This is a genomic window from Rhodococcus sp. DMF-1 (assembly GCF_021441945.1).
GTDB classification, from domain to species: Bacteria; Actinomycetota; Actinomycetes; order Mycobacteriales; family Mycobacteriaceae; genus Rhodococcus; species Rhodococcus ruber.
This window is the reverse complement of record NZ_CP090442.1, coordinates 1,956,530-1,971,409: the sequence shown is the minus strand read 5'-3', so window position 1 is coordinate 1,971,409 and position 14,880 is coordinate 1,956,530. Positions and strand designations below refer to the sequence as shown.

Below are 14,880 nucleotides of genomic sequence, written 5' to 3'. Positions count from 1 at the left end.
CAGCCGAAACATGAGGAAGGCTCACATTGGCGGGTGCGATGTGAACTTCCTCACTCTGTGCCGTCGTCGGGGCGCGCGCCACGACGACGCTTACCCACCGTCACCTCCCGGAACGCCTCGTACATCTCCACCAGCGACCGGCGCTGCGCGTTGGTCAGGTCCGGATCCTCGTGGATCGCGCGGACCACCGCCGACTCGCCCGGGTCCGGCCGGCCCACCTCCGCCGTCAGCGCGTCGGCCGACAGATGCAGCTGCTCGGCGATCGCCTGCAGCACGCGCTCGCTCGGTGCGCGCAGGTTCCGTTCGATCTGCGACAGGTACGGGTTCGAGATCCCCACCATCGCGGCCAGCTGCCGCATGGGCAACTCGGCGAGCTCACGTTGCCGGCGGATCAGCTCCCCCAACGTCGGGGGGCGCGACGCATCGTCCTCCATGGGGTCAGCATAGGTCCGGCTGCCCCTCGCTCCGGAGCGCGCCGACGGCGCGTTCGGGGACTGCCGTCGAGGGTGATCGCCGCCATCACGGATAATGGAACGGACCCCCGTTCGCGAGAGAGGACACCTCATGCTTGCCCGCACCGACCTGCGCGGTCGAACCCCCACCACTGCGGAGCTGAGGGGCGCGCTGCCCCGCGGCGGAGTGGATGTGGACGCGGTGCTGCATCAGGTGCGGCCCGTCGTCGAGGACGTACGCGACCGAGGCGCCGTCGCGGCCCTCGACTACAGCGAGAAGTTCGACGGGGTCCGTCCCGACCGCGTGCGGGTCCCGAGGGTCGAACTCGACCGGGCGCTCGACGAACTCGATCCCGCCGTGCGTTCGGCGCTGGTCGTGGCGATCGAACGCACCCGCACGGTGCACCAGGACCAGCGCCGGACCGACACCGTCACCGAGGTCGTGCCCGGCGGCACCGTCACCGAACGCTGGGTGCCGGTCGAACGGGTGGGGCTGTACGTGCCCGGCGGCAACGCCGTCTACCCCTCGTCGGTCGTGATGAACGTCGTGCCCGCCCAAGCCGCCGGTGTCGAGTCGCTCGTCGTCGCCTCCCCGCCGCAGGCGAACTTCGGGGGCCTGCCGCACCCGACGATCCTCGCCGCTGCCGCCCTGCTCGACGTCGACGAGGTGTGGGCCGTCGGCGGGGCCCAGGCCGTGGCGCTGCTCAGCTACGGCGGCACCGACACCGAGGGTGCCGAACTGGCGCCCGTGGACATGATCACCGGCCCGGGCAACATCTACGTCACCGCCGCCAAGCGCCTGTGCCGCGCCGTGGTCGGCATCGACGCCGAGGCCGGCCCCACCGAGATCGCCATCCTGGCCGACCACACCGCCGACCCGGTGCACGTCGCCGCCGACATGATCAGCCAGGCCGAGCACGACGTCATGGCGGCGTCGGTGCTCGTCACCACCAGCGCCGACCTCGTCGACGCCGTCGACGCCGCCGTCGACGCCCAACTCGAGCGCACCAAGCACCGCGAACGCGTACGGACCGCGTTGTCGGGCAGCCAGTCCGGGATCGTCCTCGTCGACGACGTCGACCAGGGTCTGCAGGTCGTGAACGCCTACGCCGCCGAACACCTCGAGATCCAGACCGAGAACGCGTCCGCGGTCGCGGCGCGGGTGCGGGCTGCGGGCGCGATCTTCGTCGGTCCCTGGGCGCCGGTCAGCCTCGGCGACTACTGCGCCGGCTCGAACCACGTGCTGCCCACCGCCGGCTGCGCCCGGCACCAGTCCGGCCTGAGCGTGCAGACGTTCCTGCGGGGCATCCACGTCGTCGAGTACACCCGGGAGGCGCTCGAGGACGTCGCGGGGCACGTGATCACCCTCGCCACCGCCGAGGACCTGCCCGCCCACGGCGAGGCGGTACGGCTGCGCTTCGAGGACCAGCAGTGAGCACGCCGGGATCCGGTATCACCGTCGACGACCTGCCACTGCGGGAGAACCTGCGCGGCAAGTCCGCCTACGGTGCGCCGCAGCTGACGGTGCCGGTGCAGCTGAACACCAACGAGAACCCGCACCCGCCGACGCCGGCGCTGATCGACGACGTCGCCGAGTCGGTGCGCGAGGCTGCCGCGCAGCTGCACCGCTACCCCGACCGTGACGCCGTCGCGCTGCGCACCGACCTGGCCGCCTACCTCACGCGGCAGACCGGGGTCGCCGTGAGCGTCGAGAACGTCTGGGCCGCCAACGGATCCAACGAGATCCTGCAGCAGATCCTGCAGGCCTTCGGCGGCCCGGGCCGCTCCGCGATGGGGTTCGTGCCGTCCTACTCGATGCACCCGATCATCGCCGACGGCACCCAGACCGAGTGGTTGCCCACGTACCGGGGCGAGGACTTCACCCTCGACGTCGACTCGTCGGTCGCCGCCATCCGGGTGCAGCGCCCCGACGTGGTCTTCGTCACCAGCCCCAACAACCCGACCGGACACAGCATCCCGCTGGACGAGCTGCGCGCGATCTGCGCGGCCGCCCCCGGCATCGTGATCGTCGACGAGGCCTACGCCGAGTTCTCCGCCGCCCCCAGCGCGCTCGCCCTGATCGACGAGTACCCGGCCAAGGTGATCGTCTCGCGCACCATGAGCAAGGCGTTCGCGTTCGCCGGTGGCCGGCTCGGCTACCTCGCCGCCGCGCCCGCCGTCGTCGAAGCGCTGCTGCTCGTGCGGCTGCCCTACCACCTGTCGGTGCTCACCCAGGCCGCCGCCCGCGCCGCGCTGCGCCACGCCGACGAGACTCTCGGCTCGGTCGCGCGGCTGTGCGCCGAACGCGACCGCATCGTGACCGAGCTGATCCGATTCGGCTACCACGTGGTGCCTTCGGATGCGAATTTCGTCCTGTTCGGCCGCTTCGCCGACGCCGCCGCCACCTGGCGCCGCTACCTCGACGAGGGAGTGCTGATCCGGGACGTCGGCATCCCCGGGTTCCTGCGCACCACCGTCGGCCTGCCCCACGAGAACGACGAACTGCTACGGGTGAGCGAAAAGCTCGCCGCCACCGAGATCGAGGACGCGCGATGAGCGAGCAGACCACCCCCACCCCGCGCACCGCGCGGATCGAACGGACCACCAAGGAGTCGTCCATCGTCGTCGAGCTGAACCTCGACGGCACCGGCCGCACCGACATCGCCACCGGTGTCCCGTTCTACGACCACATGCTCACCGCACTCGGTCAGCACGCCAGCTTCGACCTGACCGTGCGCGCGCAGGGCGACATCGAGATCGAGGCGCACCACACCGTCGAGGACACCGCCATAGTCCTCGGCCAGGCGCTGAACAAGGCGCTCGGGGACAAGCGCGGCATCCGCCGCTTCGGGGACGCCTTCATCCCGATGGACGAGACCCTCGCGCACGCGGCGGTGGACGTCTCCGGCCGTCCCTACTGCGTGCACACCGGCGAACCGGACTACATGGTGCACTCGGTGATCGGCGGTTACCCCGGCGTGCCGTACTCGACCGTGATCAACAAGCACGTGTTCGAGTCCCTGGCCTTCCACGCCCGCATCGCCCTGCACGTCCGCGTGCTCTACGGCCGCGACCAGCACCACATCACCGAGGCCGAATTCAAGGCCGTCGCGCGAGCGTTGCGCCAGGCCGTCGAGCCGGATCCCCGGGTCAGCGGCGTGCCGTCGACCAAGGGCACCCTGTAGTGGACGTCGTCCTGACCTACGGCCTGTTCATGGTGGCCGGCCTCGCCGCAGGCGGCACCTGGTCGATGTGGCGGGCCGGGAACAACCTCTTCGCCGGAGTGCTGCTGGCGCTGACCCTGCTTGCCGCGATCGCCGGCGTGCTGAGGCTGCTCTGACCCCCTCGGATCGGCCCGGCCTGATCGGGGTGCCGGGCCTGCCCGCCGCCTGGGCGATGGCGGCGGGCGCGTTCGCCGGCTTCTCCCTGCTGCTGCCCGTGGTGCCGCAGGCCGTCGCCGACGCCGGCGGCAGCGGCACCCTCGCCGGCGCGGTGACGGCAGTGTTCATGGCCGCGACCGTGCTCACCCAGCCGGCCGTCCCGCGCCTGGTCCGGGCCCGCGGCTACCGCACCGTGCTCGCCGCCGGATGCCTGCTCCTCGGCGTGCCGTCGCTGCTGCTCCTGCTGTCACTGCATCCGGCCGTGGTGCTGCCGACCTCCGCGGTGCGCGGCATCGGCTTCGGCATGATCACCGTGGCCAGCGCCGCGCTCGTGGCCGAACTCGCCCCCGCCCGGCTGCTCGGTCGCGCCACCGGGGCACAGGGCATCGCCATCGCCGCGGCGCAGATGGTCGGCCTGCCGCTCGGCCTGGCCGTCGCCGAGCGGGCCTCCACCGTGCCCGTGTTCGTGCTCGGCGCAGCGGTGCCCACGTTCGCGCTCGTCGCGATAGCGCGCCTGCCGCGAGTGGTCGCCCGCCGCCCCGGCGCGGCCGGAAGCCGCATGCCGCTCGGCGCACTGGCCCTGCCGGCGGTGGCGATCGCCGCCGGCGCTGTCGCCTACGGTGGCCTCACCTCGCTGCTGGCGATCGCCGTACCCGCGGCCTCCGGGTACGTGGCGGTCGCGTTGGCGCTGATCAGCGCGTCCACCCTCGTCGGCCGCTACGGTGCCGGCGCGGTCGCGGACCGGATCGGTGCGGGCCGGCTCCTGCCGGCCGGGCTCGGTCTGGTCGCCGTGGCGATGGTGCCGTTCGCGCTCGCCGCGGACGAGCGCGGTGGCGCGGCGGTACTGCTCGGTGCGGCCGTGGTATTCGGTCTCGGTTTCGGGATCGTCCAGAACGACGCGCTGATGCTGGCGTTCCGTCGCGCCGGACCCGCCCACATCGGCGCCGCGAGCGCCGCCTGGAACATCGGCTTCGACGCGGGCACCGGGGCCGGATCCCTGCTGCTCGGCGGGATCGCCACCGTCGCAGGCTATCCCGCCGCCTTCGCCACCGTCGCGCTGCTCGTGCCGCTCCTGCCGCTGCTCGCGCGGATCGCCGGGCCGTCGGAGCGGCGCGGCGCGGCCCCATAGAATCGAGGCCATGAGCGCAACCAAGGTCGCCGTCCTCGACTACGGCTCCGGCAATCTGCATTCGGCGACGCGCGCGGTGGCGCGCACCGGCGTGCAGGTGGAGGTGACCGCCGACCCGCAGGTCGCGCTCGCCGCCGACGGCCTGGTCGTGCCCGGTGTCGGCGCGTTCGCGGCGTGCATGGCGGGACTGAAGGCGGTGCGCGGGGACCGCATCATCGGCCAGCGGCTCGCCGGCGGCCGTCCCGTGCTCGGCATCTGCGTCGGCATGCAGATCCTCTTCGACAAGGGTGTGGAATTCGGGGTCGAGACCGACGGCTGCGGCGAATGGCCCGGCACCGTCGAACGCCTCGATGCGCCGGTATTGCCGCACATGGGGTGGAACACCGTCGACGCCCCCGACAACAGCGTGCTGTTCGCGGGCATGGACCCCGACACCCGGTTCTACTTCGTGCACTCCTACGCCGCGCAGACGTGGGAGCTGCCGCCGTCGGAGCTCATCGCTCCGCCCGCACTGACCTGGGCCGAGCACGGCGTGCGGTTCCTCGCCGCGGTCGAGAACGGCCCGCTGTCGGCGACGCAGTTCCATCCCGAGAAGTCCGGTGACGCCGGGGCCGAACTGCTGCGCAACTGGGTCGGCAGTTTGTGAACCGCGGCGCGGGCGACGACCCGGCCCGGCCGGGCTTCTCACTCGGCCGGCTGGCCCTGACCGCGATGGGTGCCGCCACGGGCGTGCTCCTGCTCGCCACCGTCGTGATCGTGGTGCTGCAACCGGGGCCCGTCGTCGCGTTGATCGTCGCCCTCGCCGGCGTGGCCGGCGCGATCGGCGCGATGGGCGTCGTCTCGACACGGATGACGCGCCGCGCCTTCGGCCGCGACGGTAACGATGTGCCGCGCCGCGACGGTAACGATGTGCCGCGCCGCGACGGGGACGATGTGCCGCGCCGCGACGGGGACGATGTGCCGCGCCGCGACGGTAACGATGTGCCGCGCCGCGACGGTAACGATGTGCCGCGCCGCGACGGTAACGATGTGCCGCGCCGCGACGGGGACGTTTGACCGTCGGGGCCGGTGCTCGGCGGCCGCCGCGACCCGCTAGCATGGGCGCAGTGAGCCTGGTCCTTTTGCCTGCAGTCGATGTCGCCAACGGTGAAGCAGTTCGCCTCGTCCAGGGAGAGGCGGGCAGCGAGACCAGCTACGGCTCTCCGCGCGATGCCGCCCTCGAATGGCAGAACGCCGGCGCCGAATGGGTGCACCTCGTCGATCTCGACGCCGCCTTCGGGCGTGGCTCCAACCGCGAGCTCCTCGCCGACGTCGTCGGCGAGCTCGATGTGAAGGTCGAACTGTCGGGCGGTATCCGCGACGACGAGTCCCTCGAAGCGGCGCTGGCCACCGGGTGCGCCCGTGTCAACCTCGGCACCGCCGCCATCGAGGATCCCGACTGGTGCGCCCGCGCCATCGCCGAGTACGGCGACCGCATTGCCGTCGGACTCGACGTCAAGCTCATCGACGGACAGTGGCGTCTGCGCGGCCGCGGCTGGGTCTCCGACGGCGGCGACCTGTGGGAGGTCCTCGCGCGGCTCGACCGCGACGGTTGTAGCCGGTACGTCGTCACCGACGTCACCAAGGACGGCACCCTCACCGGCCCCAACCTCGATCTGCTCGCCCAGGTCTGCGCCGCCACCGACGCTCCCGTCGTCGCCTCCGGCGGCGTGTCCGCCCTCGACGACCTGCGGGCGATCGCCGGTCTCGTCGACCGGGGCGTCGAGGGTGCCATCGTCGGCAAGGCGCTGTACGCCGGTCGGTTCACGCTCACCGAGGCACTCGACGCGGTCTCGCGCTGATCCGATGACCACGCCCGCCGACCTGTCCAGCCTGCTCGCCGTCGCCGGCGAGGTGCTCGACGTCGCGTCGGAACGTTTCGTCGCCGGTCGCGGGGCGCCGCGCTCGGTGGACAAGGGCCCCAACGACTTCGCCACCGACCTCGACCTCGAGCTCGAACGGAGCATCTCCTCCGAACTCGAGCGGCGCACCGGCATCTCCGTGCACGGTGAGGAGTTCGGCGGTCCCGAAGCCGATTCGGGCACGGTATGGCTGCTCGACCCCATCGACGGCACCGTCAACTACTCGGCCGGGCTCCCCACGGCGGGGATCCTGCTCGCGCTCGTCCGGGACGGCGACCCGGTCCTCGGACTGACCTGGTTGCCGTTCGTCGGAGACCGGTTCGCGGCCACCGCCGGCGGGCCGCTGCTGCGCAACGGCCGTCCCCAGCCGCCGCTGCAGCCGGCGGCTCTCGGGGAGGTGATGGTCGGTGTGGGCAGCTTCGACATCGACAGCCGCGGGCGCATCCCGGGCCGACGCCGTCTCGATGTCATCACCGAGCTCAGCCGCCGGGTCTCCCGCCTGCGCATGCACGGTTCGACCGGAGTGGACCTGGCGTACACGGCGGCCGGCGTGCTCGGCGCGGCCGTCGTCTTCGGGCACCACCCGTGGGACAACGCCGCCGGTGTCGCTCTGGTCCGGGCAGCCGGTGGCCGCGCCACCGACTTCGCCGGCGAGCCCTGGCGCATCGGATCCGGTTCGGTGGTCGCCGGAGCGCCGGGTGTGCACGAGGAGATACTCGACATCGTGGGATCGCTCGCCGGTCCCGTCCCCGAGGAGGACCGAATTACATGACCCTGGCAGTGCGGGTGATCCCGTGTCTGGACGTCGACGCCGGCCGCGTCGTCAAGGGGGTGAACTTCGAGAACCTGCGCGACGCCGGTGATCCCGTCGAGCTCGCCGCTGCGTACGACCTGCAGGGCGCGGACGAGTTGACCTTCCTCGACGTCACCGCGTCCAGCGGCGATCGCGGCACCATGCTCGACGTGGTCAGCCGCACGGCCGAACAGGTGTTCATCCCGTTGACGGTGGGCGGCGGTGTGCGCACCGTCGAGGACGTGGATCGGCTGCTGCGGGCCGGCGCGGACAAGGTCAGCATCAACACCGCTGCCATCGCCCGCCCCGAGGTGCTGCGCGAGATGTCCGAGCGGTTCGGCTCGCAGTGCATCGTGCTGTCCGTCGACGCCCGCACCGTGCCCGACGGCGAGGACGACACCCCGTCGGGCTGGGAGGTCACCACGCACGGCGGTCGTCGGGGCACCGGCATCGACGCCGTCGAATGGGCCCGCCGCGGCGCGGAACTCGGGGTGGGGGAGATCCTGCTGAACTCGATGGACGCCGACGGCACCAAGTCCGGATTCGACCTGCCGATGATCCAGGCGGTGCGCGCCGCGGTCCACGTGCCGGTGATCGCCAGCGGCGGCGCCGGAGCGGTGGAGCACTTCGCGCCGGCCGTGCACGCCGGCGCCGACGCGGTGCTCGCGGCCAGCGTGTTCCATTTCGGGGAGCTCACCATCCCGCAGGTGAAGGCGGCGATGCGCGCAGAGGGGATCGAGGTGCGATGAACAGGCTGGATCCGGCGATCGCGGCGCGGCTCAAGCGCAACGAGGCGGGGCTGTTCGCCGCCGTCGCGCAGGAACGCGCCACCGGCGAGGTGCTGATGATGGCCTGGATGGACGACGAGGCGCTCGCGCGGACCCTCGAGACCCGCACGGCGACGTACTTCTCGCGTTCACGCGGACAGTACTGGGTCAAGGGCGAGACCTCCGGCCACACCCAGCACGTGCACGAGGTGCGGCTCGACTGCGACGGCGACACGGTGTTGCTCGTCGTCGACCAGGTCGGGGCCGCGTGCCACACCGGCACCCACACGTGCTTCGACGCGGACGTCCTGCTCGCCGCCGAATAGGCGCCTCCGGCGCCGGTGTGTCCTTTGGGCTGCTCCAGCAGCCCAAAGGACACACCGGCCGCGGAGCGGCCGTCAGATGACGATCGGCGCGCCGGTGAGCAGGCTCCACAGGCCGAGTCCGAGGAACACGACGGTGCCGATGGCCGACCGGATCGGATCCCCCGTGAGGAAGCCTTCCGCGGCCCAGCCGACGAACTCGGTGAACAGTTCCGACGATCCCGTGCTGATCCTTCCGAGAGGTGATGCATGACGAGGACGGTGTCCGAGGGGAAATCGACCGACCGGATTGTTTCGTTACGCCTCGTCGACCGGCGGTGCGGCACAATGCACCCATGCCTCTCATCCAGATCAGCCAGACCCCCGGTCTCACCGTCGAGCAGAAGCGCGCCACCATCGAGGCGGTGACCAAGGCCTACGCGGAGGCGACGGGCAAGGATGCGAAGTCGGTGTGGGTGACCATCACCGAGGTGCCGCGGGAGCAGTGGGGAGTCGGAGGTGTCCCGCTCGGGTAGAGCGCACCGCCCGCGACGCGCGCCGGCCGACGGTCCCGGCCGGCGGATCCTGGCAGGATCGCCGTATGGAGTCCGCGAACCTGACCCGAGCCGAAACCGCCGAGCGTTCCCGGGCCGTGTCGGTCCGCAGCTACCACGTCGAGCTCGACCTGCGCGGCGCCCCGGACGCCGGGAACCCCGGCTTCACGACCACGACGACGGTCGAGTTCTCCGCGACTGCGGACGCGACGTGGCTCGACTTCCTCGGCCCCGCCGTGGAGTCGGTCGTGCTCAACGGCGCCGCGGTGCCCGTCCGGTACGACGGCGCGCGCATCGGGCTGAGCGGCCTGCGCGCGCACAACGTCGTCACCGTCGTCGCCACCGCAAGCTACAGCAGGTCCGGCGAGGGTCTGCACCGGTACCTCGATCCCGCCGACGGCCGGACCTACCTGTACACGCAGTACGAACCCGCGGACGCGCGACGCGTGTTCGCGTGCTTCGAACAGCCGGACATGAAGGCGCCGTTCACCTTCGTCGTGTCCGCCCCGGCGGGCTGGCAGGTGCTGTCCAATCAGCATGTCGCCGAACGAGAGTCGCTCGGCGACGCCCAGACGGTGAAGTTCGCGCCGACACTGCCGATCTCCACCTACATCACCGCCGTCGTGGCGGGACCGTACCACCGCGCCGAATCCTCTTGGGGCCGGGACGAACTCGCCGTTCCCCTGGCCGTGTTGTGCCGCGCCTCGCTGGCGCAGTACCTCGACGCCGACGCGGTCTTCGCGGTGACCCGGCAGGGGATGGACTTCTACGCCGACCATTTCGGCTATCCCTACCCGTTCGGCAAGTACGACCAGGTGTTCGTGCCCGAGTACAACCTGGGTGCGATGGAGAATCCGGGGTGCGTCACCTTCACCGAGGCGTACGTGTTCCGCGGCGCCGCCACCACCGCGCAGTACCAGGCCCGCGCGAACACGATCCTGCACGAGATGGCCCACATGTGGTTCGGCGACCTCGTCACCATGACGTGGTGGGACGACCTGTGGCTCAAGGAGTCCTTCGCCGACTACATGGGCGCGCTGGTCAGCGCCGAGGCCACCGAGTTCACCGACGCGTGGGTCGCCTTCGCGAACCGGCGCAAGGCATGGGCCTACCTGCAGGACCAGTTGCCGACGACCCACCCGATCGTCGCCGACATCGGCGACCTCGAGGCCGCCAAACTCAACTTCGACGGCATCACGTATGCGAAGGGCGCGAGCGTCCTCAAGCAGCTCGTCGCCTTCGTCGGGCGGGACGCCTTCTTCGAGGGCGCGCGGCGCTACTTCCGCAGGCACGCCTTCGGGAACACCACTCTCGCGGATCTGCTCGCCGAGCTGTCGGCGACGTCGGGGCGGGACCTGTCGGGCTGGGCGCGCGCCTGGTTGCAGACCAGCGGTGTGTCGACCCTGACGCTCGAGGACGCGGGGGAGGGGCGGTCCGCGATCGTCCAGCGGCCGGCGCGACCCCACCGGCTGGCCGTCGGGCACTACGACTTCGACGAGCACGGCGACCTGGTCTGCCGGCGCCGCGTCGAGGTCGACCTCGAGGCCGAACGCACCCCGATCGAGTGCGCGCCCGCGCCGCTGATCCTGCTCAACGACGCCGACCTGACCTACGCCAAGGTCCGGCTCGATCCACGCTCGCTCGAGACGGTGGAGCATTCGCTCGACCGCGTCGCCGACCCGCTGGCGCGGGGATTGATCTGGTCGGCGCTGTGGAACGCCACCCGTGACGGGGAGCTGAGCGCGGCGCGGTACCTGGCCGCGGTCCGCAGGTTCGCGGTGTCCGAATCGAATCCGGCCCTGCTGACCGCGCTGACGGCGAACGCGTCCTATGCGATCGAGCACTACCTACCGATGACGAGCCGGCCCGAGCAGCGCCGCCTCTGGCTGGAAGCGGCCTGGACGGCGACGTTCACCGCCGAGCCGGGGTCGGACGGGCAACTCGCCTGGGCCCGCGCGGTCGCGACGGCCGCCACCGTCGACGACACCCGCGCCGCGGAGCTACGGGCGATGCTCGACGGGACCGGGAAGGCACCGCAGGGGCTGCGGTCGGATCCGGATCTGCGCTGGCAGCTGTGGACCGCCCTGGCGGCCACCGGGCACGCGGAACCCGCCGATCTCGACGGGGAACTCGCCCGCGACGACACCGGTTCCGGACGGACCGCTCGGCTGCGCGCCCTGGCCGCGCGACCACTCGCCGCGGTCAAGGAACAGGCGTGGACCGCGATCCTCACCGACACGGCGCTGTCGAACGAGCACCTCGACGCGACCATCGCCGGGTTCCGGGCCGGGGCGCACCGGGAACTGATCGCCCCGTTCGACGACGACTACTTCGCCGCGATCCGCACGGTGTGGTCCGAGCGCAGTATCGAGATGGCGCGCCGGATCGTCGTCGGGTTGTTCCCGGCCGGGGACACCCTCGAGCCGAGCGACCGGTGGCTCGACGCGCACGCCGACGCCCCGGCGGCATTGCGGCGCCTGGTGGTCGAGCAGCGCGACCACCTGGCCCGCGACCTGCGGGCCCAGGCGCTCGGCTGAGCGGAGGTCCCGCCGGACGGGCGGTCGTCGGAGTCAGGCCTTGCCGGTCCCGGCGGCGATGCCCCGGTCGAGCTGCCCGAGCAGTGCGGTGCCGAGCTCGGTGAGCGCGGCGACCTGTTCGTCGTCGAGGCCCCGGAACACCAGGGCCTGGACGGTCGCGACGTGACCGGGCGCCGCTTCGACGAGCTTGGTCATGCCGGCGTCGGTGAGCACCGCGTACGAGCCGCGCGTGCCGGGCACGCTCTGCCGGCGCACCCACCCGGCGTTCTCCAGCTTGGTCACCACGTGGGACAGCCGCGAGAGCGACGCGTTGGACAGCTGCGCCAGCTCGGACAGGCGCAGCCGCCGGCCGGGCGCCTCGGACAGCTCGGCGAGGACCGAGTAGTCGAAGTGGGTGAGCGCCGAGTCCCGCTGCAGCTGCGTGTCGAGCGCGGCCGGCAACCGGGTGATCAGTGCCACCAGTTTCCGCCAGGCCCGCTGCTGGGATGCGGTCAGCCACTCGGTGTCGTCGATCTGCGCGGAGCCCACTGGTGCACCGTCCTTTCTCGATCGTCCACCCTATCGGGACCGCCGGTGCGGGAGGCCGGCGTCCCGTCGGAGCCGATGGTCAGGGGCGCTGTCCCATGCCGGTGGCGACCTCGTGCAGTCGGCCGCCCATGCTGTCCGCCGTCAGGGGCGGCGTCGGCAGTCCCGCGCCGTCGCGGAGTCCGGTCAGGAACTCCTCGAGAGTGGCCCGGGGCGAGAACCGGGGGATCCACTCGAGATCCGTGCGGGCGCGAGTGCAGTCCATGAGCGGCAGCCGCAGCACCGTGTCGAGCAGCCCGGGGGAGGCGGGGGCGAGCCGGGCGTGCCAGGCGACGGCGACGGCCGCGTGCAGCGCCGCGGCCGGGACGGGCACCGTGCGGGCCCCGAGGATCTCGGCGAGGACTTCGGTGTCGACCGGGGGCTCGGCGGCGAGATTGAAGGCGCCCCGCACCGGTCGCAGCACGGCCCGCACGTACGCGTCGGCGGCGTCCTCGGTGTGCAGTACCTGCATCCGCAGCCCGGCGGTGCGAGGGACGACGGGCAGGGCGCGGACGAGGCGTCCGGGGACGAACGGTCCGGCGAACAGTCGGCGCTGGGCGGTGGCGGACTCGCGCTTGAAGATGAACCCGGGCCGCATCCGGACCACCCGGAGGTCGGGGTGCCGCAGTTCGAACGCGTCGAGCCAGCGTTCGAGGTACGCCTTCTCCCGCGGGTATGCGGCGCCGGGCCAGCCGTGGGTGGGCTAGCGCTCGTCGATCCGTTCGTGCTGGGGTCCCGGCGAGTAGGCGCCGACCGACGAGGCGTGCACCACGGCGGGGACGCCCGCCGCGGCGGCGGTCTCGAACACCCGGATCGATCCGAGAACATTGTTGCGCCAGGTGACCTCGGGTTTGTGGGTGGGCTGGAAGAGCCAGGCCAGGTGAACGACCGCGTCGGCACCCCGCAGCAGCTCGTGCAGGTCGTCGCGGGCGACGTCGGCGACGACGAAGTCGGTCTTGGGGCAGCGCCAGTCGGTGGGGCGGCGGGCGATGCCGATCACCGATCCGATGGTCTCCCGGGCGGCGAGTGCCGCCGTGACGCTGGTGCCCACGTTTCCGGTCGCGCCCGTGACGACCACTTTCGGGCCCTGTGTTCCGGTCATGGGCGGGGGATACCCGCCCCGTCGCCGATCCATCCCCGCCGGGACGTTCCGGAGGCCCCGGCGCGGCCTCGGGTAGTATTGTTGAAGCTTCAACATTAGGAGTTCGTGTGAGTCTCATGCCCGCCCTGTTCCTCAGTCACGGTGCGCCGCCCCTGGTCGACAGCGCGACGTGGGTGGCGCAGCTGCAGCGCTGGGCCGCCGACCTGCCGACCCCCACCGCGATCCTCGTGGTCTCCGCGCACTGGGAGTCCGCGCCGCTGACGATCGGTGCCACCACCACCGGTACCCCGCTCGTGTACGACTTCGGCGGGTTCCCCCGCCGCTTCTACGAGGTCACCTACCCGGCGCCCGGTGCCCCCGACCTCGCCCGCACGGTGGCCGCGCTCATGCCCGACGGCGAACCCGTCGTGCAGCAGCCGCACCGCGGTCTCGACCACGGCGCGTACGTGCCGCTCACCGTCATGTACCCGGACGCGGACATCCCGGTCCTGCAGATCTCCCTGCCCACCCTCGAGCCGGCGCGGCTGCTCGCGCTCGGCGCGCGGCTGCGGCCCCTCCGGGAGCAGGGTGTGCTCGTCGTCGGCTCCGGCTTCACCACCCACGGTCTGCCGTTCCTGCGCGACCCGCGTCCCGAGGCCGCCGCGCCTGGCTGGTCCGCCGAGTTCGACGCATGGGCCGCCGAGCGGCTCGCCGCCGGCGACGTCGACGGTCTGCTCGACTTCCGCACCCGGGCGCCCGGCATGCCGTACGCCCACCCGACGATCGAGCACTTCGCCCCGCTGTTCGTCACCCTCGGCGCGTCGAGCGACCCGGAGCGGGCGCCCCGGCAGGTGATCGACGGGTTCTGGATGGGATTGGCGAAGCGCTCCGTCCAGGTGGACTGACCGTCAGTCCCGGGCCGCGCGCCGCGCCCGCAGCGCCGCGAGGGCGCGGTCCGCGTGCACGTCGGGGCGCACCTCGCTGGCGATCACCTCGAGCACGGTGCGGTCGGTGTCCAGCACGAACGTGGTCCGCTTGACCGGCGACAGCCGGGCGAGCAGCCCCCGGCGCACCCCGAACCGGGCCGCCACCTCGCCGTCCGGGTCGGACAGCAGCGGAAAGTCGAACGACTGGCGTGTCGACCATGCGCCCAGCCGGTCCACCGGGTCGGTGCTGATACCGACCCGGGTCGCGCCGACGGCCGCGAACTCGGCCGCCAGATCCCGGAAGTGGCACGCCTCCGCCGTGCACACGGGGGTGAACGCGGCCGGGTAGAAGAACAGCACCACCGGCCCGTCCGCCAGCAGCGCGGACAGGGTCCGCGGACGCCCGTCCTGGTCGTTCGCCGTGAAGTCGGGGGCGGTATCACCGGCTCTCATGTCCGGTGACGCTACCGCGACCGCGCTCGTCGCGGCAGGCC

At 72.2% G+C, this 14,880-nt stretch carries 17 protein-coding genes and 1 pseudogene; 14 read left to right on the top strand and 4 right to left on the bottom strand.

What is annotated here, in order from left to right:
• Positions 1-50: 50 nt before the first annotated feature.
• Positions 51-434, bottom strand: coding sequence for a helix-turn-helix domain-containing protein (locus tag LZP97_RS09015; RefSeq protein ID WP_010595260.1), 384 nt, complete (start codon positions 432-434; stop codon positions 51-53).
• A 130-nt stretch (positions 435-564) separates the two neighbouring features.
• Between LZP97_RS09015 and hisD the strand changes: the two genes are divergently transcribed.
• From hisD to pepN, 13 genes are all read left to right on the top strand, one after another.
• On the top strand, positions 565-1,887 hold the full coding sequence (hisD, locus tag LZP97_RS09010; RefSeq protein ID WP_048771031.1) for a histidinol dehydrogenase: 1,323 nt from the start codon (positions 565-567) through the stop codon (positions 1,885-1,887).
• The gene (locus tag LZP97_RS09005; protein ID WP_048771033.1) at positions 1,884-3,008 is read left to right on the top strand and encodes a histidinol-phosphate transaminase; all 1,125 of its coding nucleotides are present in this window, start codon (positions 1,884-1,886) and stop codon (positions 3,006-3,008) included. Before hisD ends, LZP97_RS09005 begins: the two co-directional genes overlap by 4 nt.
• Positions 3,005-3,637, top strand: coding sequence for an imidazoleglycerol-phosphate dehydratase HisB (hisB, locus tag LZP97_RS09000; protein ID WP_048771035.1), 633 nt, complete (start codon positions 3,005-3,007; stop codon positions 3,635-3,637). Before LZP97_RS09005 ends, hisB begins: the two co-directional genes overlap by 4 nt.
• Positions 3,637-3,792 carry a hypothetical protein gene (locus LZP97_RS08995; RefSeq protein WP_017681426.1) on the top strand — a complete coding sequence of 52 codons (156 nt, stop codon included), beginning with the start codon at positions 3,637-3,639 and terminating at the stop codon, positions 3,790-3,792. The genes hisB and LZP97_RS08995 overlap by 1 nt, the downstream gene beginning before the upstream one ends.
• 29 nt (positions 3,793-3,821) lie before the next feature.
• A complete protein-coding gene (locus LZP97_RS08990; RefSeq protein ID WP_010595264.1) occupies positions 3,822-4,961 on the top strand; it encodes an MFS transporter in 1,140 nt (379 codons plus the stop codon).
• A gap of 10 nt (positions 4,962-4,971) precedes the next feature.
• Positions 4,972-5,607, top strand: a complete 636-nt coding sequence (hisH, locus tag LZP97_RS08985) for an imidazole glycerol phosphate synthase subunit HisH (protein WP_010595265.1) — start codon at positions 4,972-4,974, stop codon at positions 5,605-5,607.
• A gap of 65 nt (positions 5,608-5,672) precedes the next feature.
• On the top strand, positions 5,673-6,017 hold the full coding sequence (locus tag LZP97_RS08980; RefSeq protein WP_234575107.1) for a hypothetical protein: 345 nt from the start codon (positions 5,673-5,675) through the stop codon (positions 6,015-6,017).
• A gap of 50 nt (positions 6,018-6,067) precedes the next feature.
• The gene (gene priA / locus LZP97_RS08975) at positions 6,068-6,802 is read left to right on the top strand and encodes a bifunctional 1-(5-phosphoribosyl)-5-((5-phosphoribosylamino)methylideneamino)imidazole-4-carboxamide isomerase/phosphoribosylanthranilate isomerase PriA (protein ID WP_003935804.1); all 735 of its coding nucleotides are present in this window, start codon (positions 6,068-6,070) and stop codon (positions 6,800-6,802) included.
• Positions 6,803-6,806: 4 nt separating this feature from the next.
• Positions 6,807-7,634, top strand: coding sequence for an inositol monophosphatase family protein (locus LZP97_RS08970; RefSeq protein ID WP_010595266.1), 828 nt, complete (start codon positions 6,807-6,809; stop codon positions 7,632-7,634).
• Positions 7,631-8,404 (top strand): imidazole glycerol phosphate synthase subunit HisF, encoded by a 774-nt coding sequence (gene hisF, locus LZP97_RS08965; protein WP_010595267.1) that lies wholly within the window; start codon positions 7,631-7,633, stop codon positions 8,402-8,404. The genes LZP97_RS08970 and hisF overlap by 4 nt, the downstream gene beginning before the upstream one ends.
• Positions 8,401-8,748 (top strand): phosphoribosyl-AMP cyclohydrolase, encoded by a 348-nt coding sequence (hisI, locus tag LZP97_RS08960; protein ID WP_010595268.1) that lies wholly within the window; start codon positions 8,401-8,403, stop codon positions 8,746-8,748. The genes hisF and hisI overlap by 4 nt, the downstream gene beginning before the upstream one ends.
• A gap of 314 nt (positions 8,749-9,062) precedes the next feature.
• Positions 9,063-9,260, top strand: a complete 198-nt coding sequence (locus LZP97_RS08955; RefSeq protein ID WP_072786386.1) for a tautomerase family protein — start codon at positions 9,063-9,065, stop codon at positions 9,258-9,260.
• 65 nt (positions 9,261-9,325) lie between these two features.
• Positions 9,326-11,815, top strand: a complete 2,490-nt coding sequence (gene pepN, locus LZP97_RS08950) for an aminopeptidase N (RefSeq protein WP_017681431.1) — start codon at positions 9,326-9,328, stop codon at positions 11,813-11,815.
• Positions 11,816-11,848: 33 nt separating this feature from the next.
• Here the strand turns inward: pepN and LZP97_RS08945 are convergent, their stop codons facing one another.
• Both LZP97_RS08945 and LZP97_RS08940 read right to left on the bottom strand, forming a co-directional pair.
• The gene (locus LZP97_RS08945; RefSeq protein ID WP_010595271.1) at positions 11,849-12,343 is read right to left on the bottom strand and encodes a MarR family winged helix-turn-helix transcriptional regulator; all 495 of its coding nucleotides are present in this window, start codon (positions 12,341-12,343) and stop codon (positions 11,849-11,851) included.
• A gap of 79 nt (positions 12,344-12,422) precedes the next feature.
• Positions 12,423-13,481 (bottom strand): annotated as a pseudogene (locus LZP97_RS08940) (NAD-dependent epimerase/dehydratase family protein).
• A 116-nt stretch (positions 13,482-13,597) separates the two neighbouring features.
• Between LZP97_RS08940 and LZP97_RS08935 the strand changes: the two are divergent.
• Entirely contained in the window at positions 13,598-14,365 is a 768-nt protein-coding gene (locus LZP97_RS08935) for a dioxygenase family protein (RefSeq protein WP_010595273.1), read from the top strand.
• 3 nt (positions 14,366-14,368) lie between these two features.
• Here LZP97_RS08935 and LZP97_RS08930 read toward each other — a convergent pair whose 3' ends face one another.
• Positions 14,369-14,839 carry a peroxiredoxin gene (locus tag LZP97_RS08930; protein WP_010595274.1) on the bottom strand — a complete coding sequence of 157 codons (471 nt, stop codon included), beginning with the start codon at positions 14,837-14,839 and terminating at the stop codon, positions 14,369-14,371.
• Positions 14,840-14,880 lie beyond the last annotated feature (41 nt).